Raw genomic sequence first — 21,042 nt, forward strand, 5'->3', positions numbered from 1 at the left:
TTTGCGGCAAACTACCGGCTGGATGCCCGGGCGGGAAGCGGAAAGGCGAATATTTGCAAAATATGCAAGGCCAACACCGTGCAAATAGCAAAATTGGCAATATCGGCGACGCTAGTAGATCGGCGGCGCAACGATCCAGATCACCTCGGCCGGCTCGTCGCCGGGGTTTTCCCAGGCATAGGCCGCGCCCTTGAACTGGAAGCTGTCGCCGGCAGCCAGCGCGAAGCGCGCGGTCCCGACTTGCAGGACCAGCCGGCCGGAGACGACGACGCCGCCATCCTCCTTGTCGCGGGCCGGGCGCATCCCCTGGCTTTTCGAGCGCGGGGCGAAGACCGAGCGGATCATCTCGAATCCGCCGGTCAGGCCGGGGGAGAGCAGTTCCTCGCTGAGCCCGGTTTCGCTTGAGCCGATGGCGCTGCGATCGGCGGCGCGGACGATGATGCCCTGTTCCTCGGGCCGGCGGGCGGCCGAGCGGAAGAAGAAGCTGATGTTCAGGCCGAACAGGTTGGCGATCTGGCCCAGGTCGTGGACGGAAGGCGTGGTCATGCCGCGCTCGACCTGGCTGAGCCAGCCGACCGAACGGTCCAGCGCCGCCGCGCAATCCGCGATGGTCATGCCCCGCGCCTTGCGCAAGGCCCTGATATCCTGCCCGATCCGGTCCATGCGTCCTTGCTAGACGATCCGTGCGGTTCTGACCAGAGTCATGCAGAAGTGATGATAAACTATAAAATCATCATAAAAATGAAAATTACCCTTTAAATTTTCATTTTGAGTTGGCATGATGCTGCCGAACCTGCCAGGAGCCGCGCCATGCCCGATCTGCCCAAATCCGCCCGCGTCGTCATCATCGGCGGCGGCATCTCCGGCTGCTCGGTCGCCTATCACCTGGCCGAGCGGGGCTGGACCGACATCGTGCTGCTGGAACGCAAGCAGCTGACCTGCGGCACCACCTGGCACGCGGCTGGGCTGGTGGGGCAGCTGCGCGCCAGCCGGAACATGACCCGTCTGGCGAAATATTCGACCGACCTCTACACGCGGCTGGAGGCCGAGACCGGGCTGGCCACCGGTTTCAGCCAGCGCGGCTCGATGACCGTGGCGCTGACCGAGGCCCGGCGCGAAGAACTGTTGCGCCAGGCCTCGATGGCCCGGGCCTTCGGTGTCGAGGTCAATGAGCTTTCTCCCAGCGAAATCAGGGCGCTGTATCCACATCTTGAGACTCGGGACGTGGTGTCCGGCGTCCATCTGCCGGGAGACGGGCAGGCGGATCCGGCCAATATCGCCCTGGCGCTGGCCAAGGGTGCGCGACTGCGCGGCGCCCGCATCGCCGAGGGCGTCAAGGTCGCCCGCGTCACCGCCGATCGCGGCCGCGTCACCGGCGTCGACTGGCAGGCGGGCGACGAGCAGGGCCATATCGCCGCCGCCCATGTGGTCAATTGCGGCGGCATGTGGGGCAGGGACCTGGCGGCGCAGAACGGCGTCACCCTGCCGCTGCATGCCTGCGAGCATTTCTACATCGTCACCGAGGCGATCCCGGGCCTGCCGCAGCTTCCTGTGCTGCGCGTGCCCGACGAATGCGCCTATTACAAGGAGGATGCCGGCAAGATCCTGCTCGGCGCCTTCGAGCCGGTGGCGAAGCCCTGGGGCATGGCCGGCATCCGCGAGGATTTCTGCTTCGACCAGCTGCCCGAGGACGTGGACCATTTCGAGCCGATCCTGGAACAGGCCATCGCCCGCATGCCGATCCTGGCCCAGACCGGCATCCACACCTTCTTCAACGGCCCGGAAAGCTTCACCCCCGACGACCGCTATTACCTGGGCGAGGCGCCGGATCTCGCCGGCTACTGGGTGGCGGCCGGCTACAACTCCATCGGCATCGTGTCGTCCGGCGGGGCGGGCATGGCGCTGGCGGCCTGGATGGACGAGGGCGAGCCGCCCTTCGACCTGTGGGAGGTGGACATCCGCCGCGCCCAGCCCTTCCAGCGCAATCGCCGCTACCTGCGCGAGCGGGTGACGGAAACGCTGGGCCTGCTTTACGCCGATCATTACCCTTACCGCCAGATGGCGACGGCGCGCGGGCTGCGCCGTTCGCCGCTCCACGAGCACCTGAAGGCGCGCGGCGCGGTATTCGGCGAGGTCGCGAGCTGGGAACGCGCCAACTGGTTTGCCGGTCCCGGTGAGCCGCGCGAATACCGCTATGCCTGGACCCGGCAGAACTGGTTTGCAAACAGCGCCGAGGAACACCGGGCGCTGCGCGAAGGCGTCGGGCTGCTGGACATGTCCAGCTTCGGCAAGATCCGGGTCGAGGGGCGGGATGCGCTGGCCTTCCTGCAACGGCTTTGCGGCAATGACATGGACGTGGCGCCGGGGCGCATCGTCTATACGCAGATGCTGAACGCCCGCGGCGGGATCGAGTCCGACCTGACGGCGACGCGGCTCTCGGAAACCGCCTTCCTGCTGGTGGTGCCCGGCGCGACGCTGCAGCGCGACCTGGCCTGGCTGCGCCGGCATCTGGGCGAAGCCTTCGTCACCATCACCGACATCAGCGCCGCCGAGGCGGTGATCCCGGTCATGGGGCCGCGCTCGCGCGAGCTTCTGTCCCGGGTCTCGCCCGACGATTTCTCGAACGAGGCGCATCCCTTCGGCCTGGCGCGCGAGATCGAGATCGGCCTGGGCCTGGCCCGCGCGCATCGCATCTCCTACGTGGGCGAGCTGGGATGGGAGCTTTACGTCAGCTCTGACCAGGCCGCGCATGTCTTTGAGGTGCTGGCCGAGGCGGGCGAGGACCTGGGCCTGCGGCTTTGCGGGCTGCACGCCATGGACAGCTGCCGGATCGAAAAGGCCTATCGGCATTTCGGCCACGACATCACCGACGAGGATCACGTGCTGGAGGCCGGGCTGGGCTTCGCGGTCAGGACCGGCAAGGGCGATTTCATCGGCCGCGAGGCAGTGCTGAGGAAGCGCGAGCAGGGCCTGACCCGCCGGCTGCTGCAGTTCCGCCTGCGCGATCCCGAGCCGCTCTTGTTCCATAACGAGCCGATCCTGCGCGACGGCCGCATCGTCGGGCAACTGAGCTCTGGCGCCTATGGCCATACGCTGGGCGGCGCCATCGGCCTGGGCTATGCGCCCTGCCGTCCGGACGAGACGGCCGAGAAACTGCTGGCCTCGGCCTGGCAGATCGAGGTGGCCGGCCGGCTGGTCGCGGCCGAGGCGAGCCTGAAGCCGCTCTACGACCCGGATTCGCGACGGCTGGCGATGTGACGGGGCAGGGCGCGCCGGATAGGCAAATCTACCAATATCGCCGGGCGAATTCTGATTCTATCCTTGGATCATATTGGTACCAAGGTATTTGATTCTCCACTGCGGGCGGACTAACCCACCATCCCGCAGACCCCAAATCCAGCCCCGCTCCAGAGTCCTGGAGCGGGGTTTTCACCTTGCTGCGATCCTCTGGCGCCGAGCGCCTCCGCAAGCGGAAGGGTGTCAAGCGGGAGGGTGTCGCCACCGCGCATCCATTGTCGCGATAACCAGAGTTATGTAGTCAATCTGCGATCCGTGACCGGCGGGCGATGATCGCCCGCCGAAAGCCGGCCGCCTCAGCCGCGGCGCAGCTGCTCCAGCAGCGCGGCCGATGGCTCGCCCGTCACGGGCAAGCCGCGCGAGGCCTGATAGGCCTTGATCGCGCCGATCGTGTTGCTGCCGACATTGCCGTCCACGCCCTGGGTGTCGAAGCCGCGCGCGGTCAGCAGGCGCTGCATCTCCTTGCGCTGCTCGATGCGCAGGCCGGGATGATCGACCGGCCAGGGATTGGCCAGGCCCGGATAGCCCTTCAGCCGGTCCGCCAGATGCGAGACCGCCAGCGCATAGCTGTCGGCATTGTTGTAGCGCAGGATGGCGTGGAAGTTGCGGGTGATCAGGAAGGCCGCGCCGGTGGGACCGCCGGGAAGGATCAGTTCGGCCGAAGTGCCGGCCGGGGGCAAGGGCCGCGAGGTCGCCTGGCGCACGCCCAGCGACTGCCATTCCGCGACGCTGCGCCGCTTGCCCTTGCCGGCAGACCCGGTAGCGAAGCCGGACGGCAGCGTGACCTCGACCGCCGCCGGCAGTCCCGGCTGCCAGCCGGATTTCGCCAGGTAGTTCGCGGCCGAGGCCAGCGCGTCCGAGGGATCGTTCGACCAGATGTCGCGCCGGCCGTCGCCGGTGAAATCCACCGCATAGGCCAGATAGGTGGTCGGAATGAACTGCGTATGGCCCATGGCCCCGGCCCAGCTGCCGGTCATGTGGCCCGGGTCGATGTCGCCGGCCTGCAGGATGCGCAGCGCCGCCATCAGCTGGCTGCGGAAGAACGCGCCGCGATAGCCTTCATAGCCAAGCGTCGCCAGCGCCTCGATCAGCGGCATGTCCCCCCGGCGCTCGCCATAGGTCGATTCCATGCCCCAGACGGCGGCGACGATTTCCTTGTCGACGCCATAGGCCGCCTCGACGCGGCCCAGTACGCCGCCATATTGCGCCAGCACCGCCCGGCCGTTGGTCTGGCGCTTTTCCGAGACCGCGGTCTCGAGATATTCCCAGAGCGACTTCTTGAACTCGGCCTGGTTCTGCGAGCGCCGCACCACCTCGGGATTGTAGATCACGTCGCGGAAGGCGAAATCCAGCGTCCCGTCGCTGATGCCTTGGGCGCGCGCATTGGCCTTGAAGCCCTGGATCCAGCCGTTCAGCCCGGCCACCTTGGCCACGGGCGGATTCTGGTCGCGCCCCCATTTGATCTCCTGGCTCTGCTGGGCCACGCCGCCGGGTTGATAGATCCCGCCCGTGCATCCGCCCAGCACCAGCGCCAGCGCCGTCAGTGTCGCCGATACCCGCAATGAAAACCGCATTTCCCACCCCTCGCTCGCGTGTTTTGACCAGAGTAGCGGCGGCGTGAACCGGCTGAAAGGCGTAATCACGCGCGCGGCAACAGCTCGCGCAAGGGCGGGCGGCCGAGTTCTCGATACTATCTTAGATATTTCTGATAATATACTGTTTCTAAGGAATTGGTGTCCACAGAACCTCGTCGATGCGCGGTGCGCCGGTGGCCAGCATCACCAGCCGGTCGAACCCCAGCGCGCAGCCCGACGCCGGCGGCATGAAGGCCAGGGCGGCCAGGAAATCCTCATCCAGAGGATAGCGCTCGCCATAGATTCGCGCCTTTTCCTGCATCTCCTGCTGGAAGCGGCGGCGCTGCTCGACCGGGTCGGTCAGCTCGCCGAAACCGTTGGCCAGCTCGACCCCGCAGGCGTAAAGCTCGAACCGCTCGGCCTCGCGCGGCTCGTCCGCGGCACGGCGGGCCAGCGCCGCCTCGGCGGCCGGATAGCGGTCGAGGATCAGCGGCCGGCCATGGCCCAAATGCGGCTCGACCTTCTCGACCAGCACCCGGGACAGGATGTCGGACCAGCCGTCATCCGGGGCCAGCCGCACCCCCTGCCCTTCGGCCTGGGCACGCAGCGCATCGGCATCGGTCTCGGCCCCGTCGCAGGTCGAAAGCAGGTCGATGCCGGCCAGCTCGCGAAACGCCTGTGCCACCGTCATCACCTCGGGCGTGGCATAGGGATCGCATGCGACGCCGCGAAAGCGCAACATCTCGGCCCCGGCGCATTCCGCCGCGTGCCGCAGATATTGCGCGCAATCCTCGAAAAGCACGCGATAATCCTGGCCTGTGCGATACCATTCCAGCATGGTGAATTCCGGGCTGTGCAGCACCCCACGCTCGCGGTTGCGCCAGACATGGCTGAAGGCGAAGATGCGCCCCTCGCCCGCCGCCAGCAGCTTCTTCATGGCGAATTCCGGGCTGGTATGCAGATATATCGGCCGCGCCAGCCCGTCATTGCCGATCTGCCGGGTCTCGAAGGCATGCAGGTGCACCTCGTTTCCCGGGCTGACGGCCAGGGCCAGCGGATCGACCTCGACGAAGCCCTGGGCGCCCAGCCAGTCACGGATCGCGGCCTGGATGCGGCCCCTGGCCAACAGCAGCGGCCGGCGCCCGGCATGGCGGTCGCGGTCCCACCACGGGCTTTCATCGGCGGGGTTCATGCGCGCACCTCCTGCATCGGCGACGTTTTCCGCTTGCGGCTGGCGCAAGCCTGCGGAAAACGCTATGGGATGTCATCTTCGCCGGACTTGGTATCCGGCCTTCCGGAAATTGAAAAGCAGGCAAGGGAAACCGCCTTGAAAGTCATCGCCTCCAGCCTTCGCAAAGGCAATGTCGTCGAGATCGACGGCCGTCTCTATGTCGTCCTGACGGCGCAGAACTTCCATCCCGGCAAGGGCACGCCGGTCACGCAGGTCGATCTGCGCCGCATCTCGGACGGGACCAAGGTCTCGGAACGCTGGAAGACCACCGAACAGGTCGAGCGCGCCCATGTGGACGAGCGCGAATACGACTTCCTCTACGAGGACGGCGAGGGCTTCCACTTCATGGAGCCGGAGAGCTACGAGCAGGTCGTGGTCTCGCCCGATGTGGTCGGCGACGACAAGGTCTTCCTGGAGGACGGCATCCGCGTCTTCCTGCAGGTCCATAACGGCGTCGCCATCGCCATCGAGCTGCCGCAGAAGGTCACCGTCGAAGTGGTCGAGACCGAGCCGGTGGTCAAGGGCCAGACTGCCTCGTCCAGCTACAAGCCGGCGGTGGCGCATAACGGCGTGCGCATCATGGTGCCCCCGCATATCGGCGTCGGCACCAAGGTGGTCATCAACACCGCCGACCTGACCTATGTGGAACGCGCCAAGGGCTGAGGCGCGATAAGGGGGCCGGCGGGACGGGCCCCATCCCTGCCCGGCGCCCGCCCTTGCGCGGCCGGCGGGCATCATCCGCAGCTGTGCGGGGTGCTGCGGATCAATCCGCGGTCGCGGCCCCGATGGTGCCGCCCACCACCGCACCGGCCGGGCCGGCGATCACCGCGCCCCCCAGGCCGCCGGTCGCGGCGCGCTCGGTGGCATTGTCGCCGCAACCGGCCAGCATCAGCACCATTGCGGAAACGGCAGTCGCAATCAGGCTACGCATTGGCTTTCTCCTTCCGGCGGCCGGATGCCGCCCTATCGAACAAGACGCGCGGCCCCGCCTTCCGGTTCCGCGGTCCCGTTCCGCGCGCCATGGTCCAGGATCGCCGCCGCCCGGCAGCGGTCAGGGGAAGATCGGCGCCAGCATAAGCCCTTCGGTTTCCGGCAGGCCCAGCATCAGGTTGGCGTTCTGCACCGCCTGCCCCGAGGAGCCCTTGCACAGGTTGTCCAGCGTCGAGACGACCAGCGTGCGCCCCGAGATCCGGTCGCCGGTCACGCCGATATGGCAGAAGTTCGAGCCCTGGACATGCGCCATCGCCGGCAGCTGGCCGAAGGGCAGCACCAGGATGAAGGGCTCGTCCGCATAGGCCTCGGCCAGCGCCGCATGCACCGCCTGCGGCTCGCCCTTCAGGTAGCAGGATGCCAGGATGCCGCGGTTCACCGGCACCAGATGCGGGGTGAACTGGATGCGCACCTCGCGCCCGGCGATGGCCGAGAATTCCTGGTCGAACTCGCCCAGGTGGCGGTGCTTGCCGCCCTGGGAATAGCCCGCCACGTCCTCGGAGCGTTCGGCGAAGAGCATGTTTTCCTTGAGCGACCGCCCTGCCCCGGAGACGCCGTTCTTCAGGTCGCAGATGATGTCGTCCAGGTCGATCAGCTCTGATCCGATCAGCGGCCGCAGCGCGAATTGCACCGTCGCCGCGTTGCAGCCGGTGCCGGCGACCAGCCGGGCGCCCTTGATCTGGTCGCGATAGAACTCGGTCAGGCCATAGACCGCCTCGGGCTGGATCTCGGGCGCGGCATGGTCGAGCCCATACCATTTCCGGTATTCCGCCGGGTCGCGCAGCCGGAAATCGGCGCCCAGATCGACGATCTTCACGTCGCGCGGCAATTGCCCGACCAGCGGCTGGCTCAGCCCATGCGGCAGGGCGCAGAACACCAGGTCGATGGCCGAGAAGTCGATCTCCTCCATCCGGACCAGCGCCGGCAGCTTCAGGTGTCGCAGATGCGGGAAGACCTCGTCATAGCCCTGCCCGGCCTTGCGGTCGGCAGAAAGCGCGGCGATCTCGATCCGGGTATGGGTGGCGAGGATGCGGACCAGTTCCGCCCCCGTATAACCCGATGCCCCAAGGATGGCAGCTTTCAGCGTCATGTCTCGATCCCGAGGAACTGGCCGCGGCGCGGCATCTGCATTCGGCAGGGCACTAGGCCGCGCCCGGCCCCATGTCAAGGAAGGTCGCAGGGACGGATGAATGCGCGTCTTGGAAGAAATCTGGAAAATTATCATAATATATTGATATTATGTATATAAACTGGAAGATTGCGAAGAGCGTGCGTCAGCACCGAAGCGGCGGTCCGGGGCCGGGACGGTCGCCACAAGGCGGGATCATGGATCACGCATTGCACCATGTATGAGTGAAAAGCCGTTGATATGTCTTGAATATTGCAACTAACACGCCCGCCGTTCGATCCGCGCCTTCTTTTCATGCGTGGCAATCCCGCCCCGGCTCATTTTATTGCGAGACATCCCGGCGCGAATCCAATATTCGGGCACCGGCCGCCGCGGCCGAGGACAAGGGAGAGAGAGATGAGCGCGACCCCCGATCGCAAGGGCCGGCTTGGCCCCGGCGACATCCGTGCCCGCAAGGGCGTCGAGCCCGTGGTCTGCCTGACCGCCTATACCACCCCCATGGCCCAGCTCGTCGATGCGCATTGCGACCTGGTGCTGGTGGGCGACAGCCTGGGCATGGTGCTGCACGGCCTGCCCTCGACCCTGGGCGTGACCATGGAGATGATGATCCTGCATGGCCGCGCCGTGGCCCGCGGCTGCGCGCGCGCCTGCATGGTGGTGGACATGCCCTTCGGCAGCTACGAGGAAGGGCCCGAGCAGGCCTTCCGCAACGCCGCGCGGCTGATGGCCGAGACCGGCTGCCAGGCGGTCAAGCTGGAAGGCGGGCGGCACATGGCCGAGACCGTGGGCTTCCTGGTCGCGCGCGGCATCCCGGTCATGGGCCATGTCGGGCTGACGCCGCAATCGGTGAACACGCTCGGCGGCTACAAGGTGCAGGGCCGCAGCCATCACGAGGCCGACCGCATCGCCGTCGATGCCGCGGCGCTGGCCGATGCCGGCGCCTTCGCCGTGGTGCTGGAAAAGCTGCCCGCGGCGCTTGGCCGGCGCATCACGCAAGAGATCGCCGTGCCCACCATCGGCATCGGTGCCGGCGTCGATTGCGACGGGCAGGTGCTGGTCGTGGACGACATGCTGGGCCTGTTCGCTGAATTCCGGCCGAAATTCGTCAAGCGCTATGCCGAGCTGGGCCAGGGCGCCGATGCCGCCATCGCCGCCTATGCCGCCGAGGTGCGCGCCCGCAGCTTTCCCGGTCCCGAACATGTCTTCGGCGAGGGCAAGTCCGAATGAGCACCCCGATCGTCCGGCCGCTGGCCGAGCTGCGCAGCCTGGTCCGGGGCTGGAAGTCCCTGGGCGAGACCATCGGCGTCGTCCCCACCATGGGCGCTCTGCACGAGGGGCATCTGAGCCTGGTCCGCGCCGCGAAGGCCGCTTGCGACCGGGTGGTGGTGACGCTGTTCGTGAATCCGCGCCAGTTCAACAATGCCGAGGATTTCGCCAAATATCCGCGCACCGAACATGCCGATGCGGCCCTGCTCGGCCCCCTGGGCGTCGATGCACTGTTCGTCCCGGATGGCGCCGAGGTCTATCCGCCGGAGCATGCGACAGTGGTCTCGGTCTCGGGGGTGACCGGGCCGCTGGAGGGGGCGTATCGGCCCGGTCATTTCGACGGCGTGGCGACGGTGGTGACGCTGCTGTTCAACATGACCCAGGCCGACCGGGCCTTCTTCGGCGAGAAGGACTGGCAGCAATTGCAACTGGTGCGGCGGCTGGCGCTGGACCTGAAGCTGCCCATCGAGATCGTGCCCTGCCCCTGCGTGCGGGCCGAAGACGGGCTGGCCTTGTCCTCGCGCAACCAGCGGTTGACGCCCGAGGGCCGCAGCCGCGCTGCCGCCCTGCCCCGCGCGCTGTTCGACGCGGCGCGGCAGATCGAGGCGGGCGGGCCGGTGGCCGAGACGCTGGCCGCTGCGCACGCGGCGCTGGAAGCGGCAGGCATCGGGCCGGTGGACTATCTGGAACTGCGCGACGGCGAGACGCTGCAGGCCCCGGAACGCGGCCGCCCGGCGCGGCTGCTGGTCGCGGCCTGGCTGGACGGGGTGCGGCTGATCGACAATGTCGCGGTCACGCTGCCCTGACCGCCGCCCGGCCAGCGGCGACCGCTGCATGAGTATTTGGGGAACGAAGAAGCCGGTCGGGCGCCTTGGCCGTCGCCGGATCGCCGGGCGGAAGCCGGGTTACGGGTTTTGGGGCAACGGTGAAGGCGGGTCGGGCGGCAGCGCCTTGAGCCGCAATTCGGCCTGGAAGCCGGGATGGGTGTTCTGCAGCGCCAGCCTGCCCTGCGCGGCGTCGACGATATCGGCGACCACCGCCAGGCCGATGCCCTGCCCCTCGCCGCTGGGATCGAGGCTGAGGCCGCGCTGGGTCAGCCCGGCCAGATGCGCCTCGGGCACGCCCGGGCCGTCATCGCTGATGGCGATGCGGATGGCACCGGCCTCTGGCCGGACCAGGACGCGCACCGTCTGGCGGGCGTGGCGCATGGCGTTTTCCAGCAGCGCGCCGAGCGCCTCGGTCAGGTCGTCGGGGTCGATGCGGGCGCGCAACCCGGGCGGGGCGTCGAGCTGCCAGTTGATCTCGGCGCCCAGGGGCGTGCGGCGCAGCACGCCGATCAGCTTGGCGGCGATCAGGCCGGGCTCGGCGCCCGCGGCATTGCGCCCCGACTGGATGCGGGCGCGGGCCAGCTCCCGGTCGACATGGCGGCGCATTTCGGTGGCGACGGTCTCGATGCTGCGGGCGATCTCCTCCTCGCCACGGGCGCGCAGCTGCGCGGCATCGCCCAGCAGCGCCTGCAGCGGCGTCTTGAAGCCGTGCGCCAGATTGGCGGCGCGGTGGCGGGCGCGGGCCAGTTCCTCGTCCCGGGCGTCGAGCAGCCGGTCGATCTGGCTGGCAAGCGGGATCACCTCGGCCGGCAGGTCCTGGCCGATGCGCGGCCGCGCCCCCGAGACCAACCCCGCCACCCGCTCGCCCACCCGGGCCAGCGGCTGCAGCCCGATGCTGATCTGCAGCCAGCTCGCCCCCATCAGCGCCGCGCCGAGCAGCGCGAGATAGGGCAGCAGGTCGCCCAGGAAACCGCGTCGCGCCAGGTCCAGATCGCCGCGATTCTCGGCCACGATGATGCGCAGCGGCACCGGCCGGTCGCCGCGACCGACCGACAGGCCCTGTTCGACCGCCAGCAGCGCCTCGCCGCGCGGGCCGGGCAGGGTTCGCACCCGGATCTGGCCCGGCGGCGGCGCCGGTTCCTCGGCCGGCAGCGTATAGTCCCAGAGCGAGCGCGAGCGCCGCGTCTCCTCGCCCAGCGTCACCTGCCAGTAATGGCCCGAGAAGGGCTGGCTGTAGAGCGGATCCTCGGGTGGTGGCCGCAGCCGGGCGCCGCCATCCGCCTCGGGCTCGACCATGGCGGCCAAGGCCAGGGCCCGGGCGCGCAGGTCGGCGACGGCGACGCGCTCGCCATGGCGCTCGAACAGCATGGCCAGGCCCATGCCGGACAGCGCCAGCGCCGCGGCGATGGCCAGCGCCCCGGCCAGGACCAGCCGCCAGCGGATCGAGCGGGTCACGCCGTCGGCCCGTTTTCCAGGTGATAGCCGAAGCCGCGCCGGGTGCCGATCACGCCGGGTCCCAGCTTGCGGCGCAGCCGGGTGATGATCGCCTCGACCGCGTTCGCCTCGCGCGAGTCGTCGTCGCCATAGAGATGCTCCAGCAGCTCGGTCGGCGGCACGGTGCGGTCGCGGTTCAGCGCCAGGTAGGAGATCAGCCGGAATTCCAGCGGTGTCACCGGCACCGGGATGCCGTCGATGGCGGCGGTCATCCGGTTCAGGTCCACGGTCAGCCGCCCGACCTGCTGGGTCGCGTTGCCCCGGCCGCCGGCGCGGCGCACCAGGGCGCGAGCGCGGGCGATCAGTTCCTCCATGCGGAAGGGCTTGGGCAGGTAGTCGTCGGCGCCGGCGTCGATGCCCTCGACCCGCTCGGTCCAGGCGCCGCGCGCGGTCAGGATCAGCACCGGGCTTTCGCAGCCCTCGGCGCGCCAGCGCTTCAGCACCGTCAACCCGTCCAGCCGCGGCAGGTTCAGGTCCAGCACGATCAGGTCGTAATTCTCGGTGCCGCCGCGGAACCAGGCGGCCTCGCCATCGGCGACCGCCTCGACCAGGAAGCCCGCCGCCTTCAGCGCCCGCTCGAGATCCGCTGCGATGCGCGGCTCGTCCTCGACCACCAGCGCCCGCATCAGTCCTCGTCCTCGTCCAGGTCGAGAATGGCGCCGGTCGCGGCGTCCAACTCGACGTCGATCAGCCGGCCGTCCTGCGTCACCAGCTCGACCTCATAGATCAGCATGCCGTCATCCTGTCCCAGCTCGACCTCGATCACCCGGCCCGGATGCGAGTCTTGCAGCCTTGCCAGCACCTCGGCAAGGGACAGGATCTCGCCCCGCGCCACCGCGTCGCGGGCGAATTCGAAATCGGGGCCGGACAGATCCTGCGCCCGGGCCGGGACCAGGGGCAACGACAGGAGGGCCGACAGGAGGGCGAGCGTCTTCATGCCGATCTTGATAGCGCCCGAGAACTGACAACGGACTGACAAGGCGGAGAAACCCGTCGGAACGCCGCCCTGCCGGACCGTCTGACAATCGCCTGACAGTCCGGGTCAGAATGCTGTCAGCAAACCTGTGCCATCTCCCTCTTCATTCCATTCGCGGCGGATGCGTCGCCGCGATTCCCCTGTTTCGGCGCGGGACTATCCCGCCCCATAAAAAGGAGCATGACCATGGCACGCAAGATTGGAAGCAATTTCGCCGATATCCTGAACGGCACCAACGTGGCCGACTGGCTGTCGGGGCTGGGCGGCAACGACCGGGTCTTCGGCCTGGCCGGCAACGACACGTTGCTGGGCGGCGACGGGAACGACAGTATCCATGGCGGCGCCGGCAATGACGAGGTCGCGGGCGGCAATGGCAATGACGACATCTTCGGCGGCGACGGATTCGACAAGCTGTTCGGCGGATTGGGCAATGACGAGATCAAGGGGGGCAACGGCAACGACACCCTCTTTGGCGGTGCCGGCAACGATGAGCTGGAGGGCGGGAACGGCCATGATCTGCTGTGGGGCGGCGTCGGCAATGACGAGCTGGACGGCGATGCCGGCAACGACACGCTGAACGGCGGCCAAGGCGCCGACGAGCTCGACGGCGGGCTGGGCAACGACGTCCTGAACGGCGGCGCGGGCCGCGATTCGCTGGATGGCGGGCGCGGCAATGACATCCTGTGGGGCGGCCAGGGCGTCGATGTGTTCGAATTCGAGCGCGGCGACGGCCGCGACGTGATTACCGATTTCCAGAACGGCCTGGACCGGCTGGACCTGGACGATTTCAGCCGCGCCCAGGTGCAGCAGGTCATCAACACAGCCCAGCAGTCGGGCGACGACCTGGTGCTGCGGCTGTCGGCCGATACCACGGTCACCATCCGCGACATGCAGGCGAACCAGCTCGACATGGGCGATTTCGTGTTCTGATCCGGCACGCCCGACCGAATTCGCCGCCGCGGAGCGTCTCTCCGCGGCGGCTTTTTCATGCGCAAGGCTGGCCCTTGCCCCCTACCCCCGCGAAAATTTTCCCGCCAGTGTCGGAACCCGGGCGCGCCGCCCGTCCTTGCCACAGGAGGAACCCGATGCTCTATGCGCTGCTTTGCTACAATGACGAGGCCGTCACCTCGGCCTGGACCCGCGAGGAGGATGCCGCGGTCATGGAACGGCTGGGCGCCGTGCATCGCAAATGGGCCCGGCAGCTCGGTCCGGTGGCGCGGCTGATGCCGACCAGCGCCGCGACCACCTTCCGCAAGGACGAGCAACTGGTGCTGGACGGCCCCTATGCCGAGACCAAGGAGCAGCTGCTGGGCTTCTACATCGTCGAGGTCGAGGGGCTGGCCCAGGCGCTGGACATCGCGCGCGATCTGGGCGCGGCCAATCCAGGCGGCGCCTACGAGATCCGGCCGGTGATGATGTTCCATCCGGGGGGCGAGGCGGGCGATGATGGACAGGACTGACCCCGGCTGGATCGAGGCGCGGCTGACCGGCGCGCGGCCGCAGGCCATGGCCGCCCTGCTGCGCTATTTCCGCGATCTCGACCTGGCCGAGGAAGCCTATCAGGAGGCCTGCCTGCGCGCCCTGCGCCACTGGCCGCAGAACGGCCCGCCCCGCAACGCCGAAGGCTGGCTGATCATGGTCGGGCGCAACGCGGCGCTGGACCATCTGCGCCGCGACGCCCGGCTGGCCGAACTGCCGCCCGAGGAGGCCATGGCGCAGCCCGAATCCGGCCCCGACCTGGCCGAGCGGCTGGACGCGGCGGATTACCGCGACGACATCCTGCGGCTGCTGTTCATCTGCTGCCATCCCGACCTGCCCGCCACCCAGCAGATCGCCCTGGCGCTGCGCATCGTCTCGGGCCTGCCGGTCGAGCGCATCGCCCGCGCCTTCCTGGTCGCCCCCCGCGCGATGGAGCAGCGCATCACCCGCGCCAAGGCCCGCATCGGGCAATCCGCCCTGCCCTTCGACACGCCCGGCCCGGCCGAGCGCGCCGAGCGTTTCGCCGCCGTGGCCGCGATGATCTACCTGGTCTTCAACGAGGGCTATGCCGATGCCGACCCGGCCGGCGAACGCGCCGCGCTTTGCGACGAGGCGATCCGACTGGCCCGGCTGATGCTGCGCCTGTTCCCGGCTGAACCCGAGATGATGGGCCTGCTGGCGCTGATGCTGCTGCAGCACAGCCGCCAGCGGGCGCGCCTGGACGCGGCCGGCGCCCCGATCCTGCTTGAGGAACAGGACCGAACCCTCTGGAATCGGCAGATGATCGGCGAAGCGCTGGCCATGCTCGACAAGGCCATGCTGCATCATCGGCCGGGCCCCTATCAGATCCAGGCCGCCATCGCCGCGCTTCACGCCCGCGCGCCGCGGCCCGCGGATACCGACTGGGCCGGCATCGACCGGCTTTATGCCGCGCTGGAACGGCTCGCGCCTTCGCCGGTGGTGACGCTGAACCGCGCGGTCGCGGTGGCGAAGCTGCACGGCCCCGAGGCGGCGCTGGACCTGGTCGAGCCGCTGCGCGAGCGGCTGGACGGCTATTTCTACCTGCACGGCCTGCGCGGCGCCTTGCTGCGTCAGCTGGGCCGGAACGCCGAGGCGCGCGAGGCCCTGTCCCGAGCCATCGGCCTGGCCAATTCCGCCGCCGAGGCCACGCATATCCGCCGGCAACTGGACAGCCTGCAGGCGCTTTCGGAAGGATCCTGAAATTTTTTCGCGGCCCTTGTCGGATTGGCCGCTTCCCGCCCGTTCCTTGACCATAACCCAGACCAAGGAGAGATCCCATGACCCATGAACCGAAACACGTGCTGGTGCTGGACCGCCTGCTCGACGCCCCCGCGGCCAAGCTGTGGCGCTGCTGGACCGAGCCCGAGCTGCTGAAGCAATGGTTCTGCCCCAAGCCCTGGTTCGTCTCCGAGGCGCGGCTGGACCTGCGCCCGGGCGGCGAGTTCTACAGCGTGATGAACGGCCCCGACGGCGAGCGGTTCGAGAATTTCGGCGTCTTCCTGGAAATCGAGCCCGAGCGGCGGCTGGTCACCACCGACGCCTTCCTGCCCGGCTGGATCCCTGCCGAGCGCGCCTTCATGGCCGCGCATGTGAGCTTCGAGCCGCAGGGCGACAAGACCCATTACGTCGCACGCGCCATGCACTGGAACGACGAGACGCTGAAGCAGCACGAGCAGATGGGTTTCCACCAGGGCTGGAACATGGCCGCCGATCAGCTCGAGGCGCTGGCGCGGTCGCTCTGACCGCGATGGGGGAAGGCGCCGGGGTGGCGCCTTCCCGCCCCGGTCACGTCGAAGCGATCCTGACCTTGCCGCCGGTGGTGGACAGCGGCACGATGTCGAGCCCGCAATCGGCGCCCACCACCGCCCGGCCGCTGGCGATCTCGAACATGGCGCCATGGGCGGTGCAGATCAGCCGCGCGCCATCGGCCGAGACCAGCCGGTCGCCGCGATAGTCCAGCGGCAGATACTGGTGCGGACAGGCATTCACATAGGCCCGCAACCCCTCGGGCAGCCGCACCAGCAGCAGCGGAAAGCGGCCGTTCGGGCTTTCGACGGTCAGGCAGCGAAGCTGGCCGATTTCGGCCTCGTCGCAGATCTCGGTCCCGGGCGGCGGGGCGGAGGCATAATCGGTCCAGGCCATTCAGGCGGCCGGGTCGGCATGCAACACGCCGCGGCGGATCTGGTCCTCCTCGATCGATTCGAACAGGGCGCGGAAATTGCCCTCGCCGAAGCCGTCATCGCCCTTGCGCTGGATGAATTCGAAGAAGATCGGCCCGATCACCGTCTTCGAGAAGATCTGCAGCAGCACCCGGGTCGTGCCGCCGCCCACCACGCCCTCGCCGTCGATCAGGATGCCGTGCTTCTTCATCCGCTCGATGGGTTCCTGGTGGCCCTTCACCCGGCGATGCGACATCTCATAATAGACATCCGGCGGGCCGGGCATGAATTCCATGCCGGCCGCGGCGATCCGGTCGGTGCCTTCATAGATGCCCTCGGTGGCGATGGCGATGTGCTGGATGCCCTCGCCCTTGTATTCGCGCAGGTATTCCTCGATCTGGCTGTGGTCGTCGGTGGATTCGTTGATCGGGATGCGGATCTTGCCGTCGGGAGAGGTCAGCGCCCGGCTGACCAGCCCGGTCTGCTTGCCCTTGATGTCGAAATACTTGATCTCGCGGAAATTGAACGTGTCGTGGTAGAATTTATACCATGTGTCCATGTTGCCGCGGATCACGTTGTGGGTCAGGTGGTCCAGGTAGTAGAAGCCGAAGCCCTCGGGGCGCGAGTCCGCCTCGCCCAGCCAGTCGTAATCGGCATCATAGGCGCTGCCGGCATCGCCGTAGCGGTCGATGAAATACAGCAGCGAGCCGCCGATGCCGTAGACCGCGGGCGCGTCGATGGACTTGCCCGCGCCGGTATATTCCTCGGCCCCCAGGTCCAGCGCGCGTTTCAGCGCCGCCTGCGCGTCGACCACCCGCCAGGCCATGGCCGGTGCGCAGGGCCCGTGCTCGCGCACGAATCCGGCGGCATGGCTGTCGGGATCGGCATTCAGCAGGTAGTTGATGTCGCCCTGCCGGTAAAGCGTGATGGCCTTGCGCTTGTGCTTCGCCACCGGCACGAAACCCATCTGGCGGAAGATGCGGTCCAGCGTGTCCGGCTGCGGATGGGCGAACTCGACGAATTCGAACCCGTCGGTGCCGGCGGGATTGTGGGGGCTGATGGTGGCCTTCGGGGCGTCATGCGGGAACGGTCCCATGGTCTCCTCCTGTTCTGTTCGCGGTTTTTTCGATCATCGCGCAGAACCCGTGCAATTTCGGTGCAAATTGTGCTAGAGATGCATGGTTGTCACATGGAACGCGCATGAAAGGATCGTATCGTGCAAGAAATACGCATGGACGGGTTCGACATCGCCATCCTCTCGGCCCTGCAGCGCGACGGGGCGATGACCAATGCGGCGCTGGCGGACCTGGTGAACCTGTCGCCCTCGCAATGCTCGCGCCGGCGGGCGGCGCTGGAGGAGGCGGGCGTGATCGAGGGCTATTCCGCCCGGCTGAACCCGCAGAAGCTGGGCTTCGGGCTGCGTGCCATCATCCGCATCAACCTGCGCAGCCATGGCCAGGGCAAGGACGACGATTTCGCCCGCTTCGTCGCGGCGCATCCGCAGATCCGCTCGGCCTTCTCGGTCTCGGGGGATGCGGATTACATCCTGGACGTCCGGGTCCGCGACCTGGAAGCGTTTTCGGATTTCATCCATCGCCATCTGCTGCCGCATCCGCAGGTGGCGCAGGTGCGCTCGGAAATCGTGCTGCGGATCCTGAAGGATGAGCGCAGCCTGGCGCTGCCTTCCTGAACCTGCCCTTGCCAAGCGGGCGGCATGGGCCGATATACCGCCTTTCCCCAGCCGCGAGTTCTTCCTTGTCCGCAGAAAAGCCCCGTCCCATCACAACCGTCGCCGGCATGGTCGATGCCGGGCTGGCCGATGCGGCCGAGGCTGCGACGCTGGAACGGGTCGCGGCCGAGTTCCGCATCCGCATGACCCCGGCCATGCAGCGCGCGGCCGAGGCGGCGCCGCACGGGCCGGTGGCGGCGCAATTCGTGCCCGATGCGCGCGAATTGCTGATCCGGCCCGAGGAACTGGCCGATCCGATCGGCGACGATGCGCACAGCCCGACGCCCGGCCTGACGCACCGCTATCCCGACCGGGTGATCCTGCACGTCACCCGCAGCTGCGAGGTCTATTGCCGGTTCTGTTTCCGCCGCGAGGTGGTGGGCGAGGACGGCACCCTGCCCGAGCCGCAGCTGGCCGCGGCGCTGGACTACATCGCCCGGACGCCGGCCATCCACGAGGTGATCCTGACCGGCGGCGATCCGTTGGTGTTGTCGGCGCGGCGCATTGCCGCCCTGCTGCAGCGGCTGGCGGCAATCCCGCATGTCGATATCGTCCGCTTCCATACCCGCATTCCGGCGGTGGCGCCGCAGCGCATCGACGCCGCCATGCTGCAGGCGCTGCGCCCCGGGCGGCTGGCGATCTGGGTGGTGCTGCACATCAATCACGCCGACGAGCTGACTGCCGAGGCCCGCGCCGCGCTGGCCCGGCTGGCCGATGCCGGCATCCCGTTGCTGTCGCAGACCGTGCTGCTGAAGGGCGTGAACGCCGAGGCCGAAACCCTGGCCGAGCTGTTCCGCGCGCTGATCCGCAACCGGGTGAAGCCCTATTATCTGCATCATTGCGACCTGGCGCGCGGCACCGGCCATTTCCGCACCAGCATCGCCGAAGGCCAGGCGATCATGGCGCAGCTGCGCGGCCGGCTGTCGGGGACCTGCCTGCCGACCTATGTGCTGGACCTGCCGGGCGGGCATGGCAAGGTGCCGCTGGGGCCGGGCTATGTCGAGACGGTGGCGCCCGGCCGCTACCGGATCCGCGACTGGCGCGGCCGAATGCACGATTATCGCGATCTGGACGGTTGAGAACCGGGGGCGCTTCGCCCCCCGGACCCCCCGAGGGTATTTGGAGAGCAAAGAAAGCCGCCAAGGCGGCGGCGCGCCTCGGCGGGTTTTGCGCAGGTGGCTGGGTCAGACGGCCGCGGCGCGCAGCGCCTGGCGACGGGCCACCCGTTCGCGGATCGCCTCGACATCCGTCACCGGGGTCGCGGCGAACAGCTCGCGCGTATAGGGGTGCCTGGGGTCGGCAAAGACCGCCTCGCGGCTGCCCTGTTCTACCGCCTCGCCCTTGTTCATCACCAGCACCTCGTCGGCGATATAGCGCACCACCGAGAGGTCGTGGCTGATGAAGACATAGGCCAGGTCGAACTCCTCCTGCAGGTCGGCCAGCAGGTTCAGAACCTGCGCCTGCACCGACAGGTCCAGCGCCGAGACCGGCTCGTCCAGCACCAGAAGCGTCGGGTTCAGCATCAAGGCCCGGGCGATGGCGATGCGCTGGCGCTGCCCGCCCGAGAACATGTGCGGATAACGGTTGAACACCTCGGGCGGCAGTCCGACCTTGACCAGCATCTCCTCGGCCCGGCGGCGGCGTTCGGCGGCGGGGGTGTCGGTGTTCAGAAGCAGCGGCTCCATCAGCACGTCGCCGATCTTCTGGCGCGGGTTCAGGCTGCCATAGGGGTTCTGGAACACCATCTGCACCTTCGAGCGCATCTCGCGCGTCAGCCGCGCCTTGGCGATGTCCACCGGCTTGCCGTCGATCAGCAACTCGCCGCCCGAGGCGGGGTCGATCAGCGCGATGATCCGCGCCAGCGTCGACTTGCCCGAGCCGGATTCGCCGACGATGGCCAGGGTCTTGCCGCGATCCACCGAGAAGCTGATGCCCTTGACCGCGCGCACCATCTTGGCGGCGCGGGTCAGCGAGCCCGGAACGTGATAGTCGCGGATCAGGTTGCGGCCTTCGACGACATGGGTTCCGGCGCTCATTGCGGCGCCTCCTCGAGGAAGCTGCCGACGGTGGGCAGCCGGTTGCCGGTGGCGTTTTCCGGCAACGCCGAAAGCAGCGCCCGCGTATAGGGGTGTTTCGGCGCCTCGAACAGCGTGAGCACGTCGGCCTCCTCCATCTTCCTGCCCTTGTATTGCACCTGCACGCGGTCGGCGGTCTCGGCCACCACGCCCATGTCATGGGTGATCAGGATCAGCGCCATGCCGGTCTGTTCCTGCAATTCCATCAGCAGGTCCAGGATCTGCTTCTGGATGGTCACGTCCAGCGCCGTGGTGGGTTCGTCGGCGATCAGCAGGCGCGGGTTGGTGGCGATGGCCATGGCGATCATCACCCGCTGGCATTGCCCGCCCGACATCTGGTGCGGATAGCTTTTCAGCTTCTCCTCGGGGTCGGGGATGCCGACCTGGCGGTAAAGCTCCAGCGCCCGTGCCCGCGCGGCGCGTTTCGAGAGACCGGCGTTGAAGCGCAGCACCTCCTCGATCTGGTAGCCGGTGGTGAAGCTGGGGTTCAGGGACGCGATGGGTTCCTGGAAGATCATGGTGATCTCGCGGCCGATGATGCGGCGGCGCTGACGCGGGGTCAGGGCCAGCAGGTCCTGGCCGTCGAAGCGCATCTCGTCGGCGGTGACGGTGGCGGTGTCGGGCAGAAGCCCCATCGCCGCCAGCATCGAGACCGACTTGCCCGAGCCGGATTCGCCGACGATGGCCAGCACCTCGCCCTTGTCCACGGTCACGTCGATGCCGTCCACGGCGGTGAAGCTGCCGGTCGAGGTGGCGAAGCGCACGGTCAGGTTGCGGATAGTCAGAAGCGCCATC

General features: G+C 68.2%; 22 protein-coding genes. 10 read left to right on the top strand and 12 right to left on the bottom strand.

The window, feature by feature from the left end:
* Positions 1 to 111: 111 nt before the first annotated feature.
* On the bottom strand, positions 112 to 663 hold the full coding sequence (locus I9P22_RS05570; protein WP_199258369.1) for a helix-turn-helix domain-containing protein: 552 nt from the start codon (positions 661 to 663) through the stop codon (positions 112 to 114).
* A gap of 147 nt (positions 664 to 810) precedes the next feature.
* Between I9P22_RS05570 and I9P22_RS05575 the strand changes: the two genes are divergently transcribed.
* Positions 811 to 3,258, top strand: coding sequence for a GcvT family protein (locus tag I9P22_RS05575; protein WP_199258370.1), 2,448 nt, complete (start codon positions 811 to 813; stop codon positions 3,256 to 3,258).
* A gap of 335 nt (positions 3,259 to 3,593) precedes the next feature.
* Here the strand turns inward: I9P22_RS05575 and I9P22_RS05580 are convergent, their stop codons facing one another.
* Positions 3,594 to 4,871, bottom strand: coding sequence for a lytic murein transglycosylase (locus tag I9P22_RS05580; RefSeq protein ID WP_199258371.1), 1,278 nt, complete (start codon positions 4,869 to 4,871; stop codon positions 3,594 to 3,596).
* 148 nt (positions 4,872 to 5,019) lie between these two features.
* The gene (epmA, locus tag I9P22_RS05585) at positions 5,020 to 6,063 is read right to left on the bottom strand and encodes an EF-P lysine aminoacylase EpmA (protein ID WP_199258372.1); all 1,044 of its coding nucleotides are present in this window, start codon (positions 6,061 to 6,063) and stop codon (positions 5,020 to 5,022) included.
* Positions 6,064 to 6,198: 135 nt separating this feature from the next.
* Between epmA and efp the strand changes: the two genes are divergently transcribed.
* Positions 6,199 to 6,765: an elongation factor P gene (efp, locus tag I9P22_RS05590; RefSeq protein WP_199258373.1), complete on the top strand. Its 567-nt coding sequence runs from the start codon at positions 6,199 to 6,201 to the stop codon at positions 6,763 to 6,765.
* Between the two features lie 100 nt (positions 6,766 to 6,865).
* Here efp and I9P22_RS05595 read toward each other — a convergent pair whose 3' ends face one another.
* Positions 6,866 to 7,033 (bottom strand): hypothetical protein, encoded by a 168-nt coding sequence (locus I9P22_RS05595; protein WP_199258407.1) that lies wholly within the window; start codon positions 7,031 to 7,033, stop codon positions 6,866 to 6,868.
* A 120-nt stretch (positions 7,034 to 7,153) separates the two neighbouring features.
* Positions 7,154 to 8,182 carry an N-acetyl-gamma-glutamyl-phosphate reductase gene (gene argC, locus I9P22_RS05600; protein ID WP_199258374.1) on the bottom strand — a complete coding sequence of 343 codons (1,029 nt, stop codon included), beginning with the start codon at positions 8,180 to 8,182 and terminating at the stop codon, positions 7,154 to 7,156.
* Positions 8,183 to 8,617: 435 nt separating this feature from the next.
* On the opposite strand from argC, the gene panB reads away from it, so the two are divergent.
* Together panB and panC are read left to right on the top strand one after the other, a co-directional pair.
* Entirely contained in the window at positions 8,618 to 9,448 is an 831-nt protein-coding gene (gene panB / locus I9P22_RS05605; RefSeq protein ID WP_199258375.1) for a 3-methyl-2-oxobutanoate hydroxymethyltransferase, read from the top strand.
* Complete coding sequence (gene panC, locus I9P22_RS05610) at positions 9,445 to 10,293, top strand: pantoate--beta-alanine ligase (protein WP_199258376.1); 849 nt, start codon at positions 9,445 to 9,447, stop codon at positions 10,291 to 10,293. Before panB ends, panC begins: the two co-directional genes overlap by 4 nt.
* A 99-nt stretch (positions 10,294 to 10,392) precedes the next feature.
* Here the strand turns inward: panC and I9P22_RS05615 are convergent, their stop codons facing one another.
* Genes I9P22_RS05615 through I9P22_RS05625 form a run of 3 tightly spaced genes read right to left on the bottom strand, consistent with a single transcriptional unit; the run spans position 10,393 to position 12,745 of the window.
* Positions 10,393 to 11,769, bottom strand: a complete 1,377-nt coding sequence (locus I9P22_RS05615) for a sensor histidine kinase (RefSeq protein WP_199258377.1) — start codon at positions 11,767 to 11,769, stop codon at positions 10,393 to 10,395.
* Entirely contained in the window at positions 11,766 to 12,434 is a 669-nt protein-coding gene (locus I9P22_RS05620) for a response regulator transcription factor (RefSeq protein WP_199258378.1), read from the bottom strand. Before I9P22_RS05620 ends, I9P22_RS05615 begins: the two co-directional genes overlap by 4 nt.
* A complete protein-coding gene (locus tag I9P22_RS05625; RefSeq protein WP_199258379.1) occupies positions 12,434 to 12,745 on the bottom strand; it encodes a PepSY domain-containing protein in 312 nt (103 codons plus the stop codon). The genes I9P22_RS05620 and I9P22_RS05625 overlap by 1 nt, the downstream gene beginning before the upstream one ends.
* 225 nt (positions 12,746 to 12,970) lie before the next feature.
* On the opposite strand from I9P22_RS05625, the gene I9P22_RS05630 reads away from it, so the two are divergent.
* The 4 genes from I9P22_RS05630 (at position 12,971) to I9P22_RS05645 (ending at position 16,026) form a co-directional block, all read left to right on the top strand.
* Entirely contained in the window at positions 12,971 to 13,714 is a 744-nt protein-coding gene (locus I9P22_RS05630; RefSeq protein ID WP_233253236.1) for a calcium-binding protein, read from the top strand.
* A gap of 155 nt (positions 13,715 to 13,869) precedes the next feature.
* Positions 13,870 to 14,244 (top strand): YciI family protein, encoded by a 375-nt coding sequence (locus tag I9P22_RS05635; RefSeq protein WP_199258381.1) that lies wholly within the window; start codon positions 13,870 to 13,872, stop codon positions 14,242 to 14,244.
* Positions 14,231 to 15,484 (top strand): RNA polymerase sigma factor, encoded by a 1,254-nt coding sequence (locus I9P22_RS05640; RefSeq protein WP_199258382.1) that lies wholly within the window; start codon positions 14,231 to 14,233, stop codon positions 15,482 to 15,484. The genes I9P22_RS05635 and I9P22_RS05640 overlap by 14 nt, the downstream gene beginning before the upstream one ends.
* Positions 15,485 to 15,561: 77 nt before the next feature.
* Positions 15,562 to 16,026: an SRPBCC family protein gene (locus I9P22_RS05645; RefSeq protein ID WP_199258383.1), complete on the top strand. Its 465-nt coding sequence runs from the start codon at positions 15,562 to 15,564 to the stop codon at positions 16,024 to 16,026.
* A gap of 43 nt (positions 16,027 to 16,069) precedes the next feature.
* On the opposite strand, the gene I9P22_RS05650 is transcribed toward I9P22_RS05645, so the two are convergent.
* Together I9P22_RS05650 and hppD are read right to left on the bottom strand one after the other, a co-directional pair.
* On the bottom strand, positions 16,070 to 16,426 hold the full coding sequence (locus I9P22_RS05650) for a Rieske (2Fe-2S) protein (protein WP_199258384.1): 357 nt from the start codon (positions 16,424 to 16,426) through the stop codon (positions 16,070 to 16,072).
* Positions 16,427 to 17,539 carry a 4-hydroxyphenylpyruvate dioxygenase gene (gene hppD / locus I9P22_RS05655; protein ID WP_199258385.1) on the bottom strand — a complete coding sequence of 371 codons (1,113 nt, stop codon included), beginning with the start codon at positions 17,537 to 17,539 and terminating at the stop codon, positions 16,427 to 16,429.
* 120 nt (positions 17,540 to 17,659) lie between these two features.
* Between hppD and I9P22_RS05660 the strand changes: the two genes are divergently transcribed.
* A complete protein-coding gene (locus I9P22_RS05660; RefSeq protein WP_199258386.1) occupies positions 17,660 to 18,133 on the top strand; it encodes an Lrp/AsnC family transcriptional regulator in 474 nt (157 codons plus the stop codon).
* 107 nt (positions 18,134 to 18,240) lie between these two features.
* A complete protein-coding gene (locus tag I9P22_RS05665; RefSeq protein WP_199258405.1) occupies positions 18,241 to 19,251 on the top strand; it encodes a lysine-2,3-aminomutase-like protein in 1,011 nt (336 codons plus the stop codon).
* Between the two features lie 105 nt (positions 19,252 to 19,356).
* On the opposite strand, the gene I9P22_RS05670 is transcribed toward I9P22_RS05665, so the two are convergent.
* Positions 19,357 to 20,208: an ATP-binding cassette domain-containing protein gene (locus I9P22_RS05670; RefSeq protein WP_199258387.1), complete on the bottom strand. Its 852-nt coding sequence runs from the start codon at positions 20,206 to 20,208 to the stop codon at positions 19,357 to 19,359.
* Positions 20,205 to 21,041 (bottom strand): ABC transporter ATP-binding protein, encoded by an 837-nt coding sequence (locus I9P22_RS05675; protein ID WP_199258388.1) that lies wholly within the window; start codon positions 21,039 to 21,041, stop codon positions 20,205 to 20,207. The genes I9P22_RS05670 and I9P22_RS05675 overlap by 4 nt, the downstream gene beginning before the upstream one ends.
* Position 21,042 lies beyond the last annotated feature (1 nt).

Source organism: Paracoccus binzhouensis (genome assembly GCF_016446475.1).
Taxonomy (GTDB): domain Bacteria; phylum Pseudomonadota; class Alphaproteobacteria; order Rhodobacterales; family Rhodobacteraceae; genus Paracoccus; species Paracoccus binzhouensis.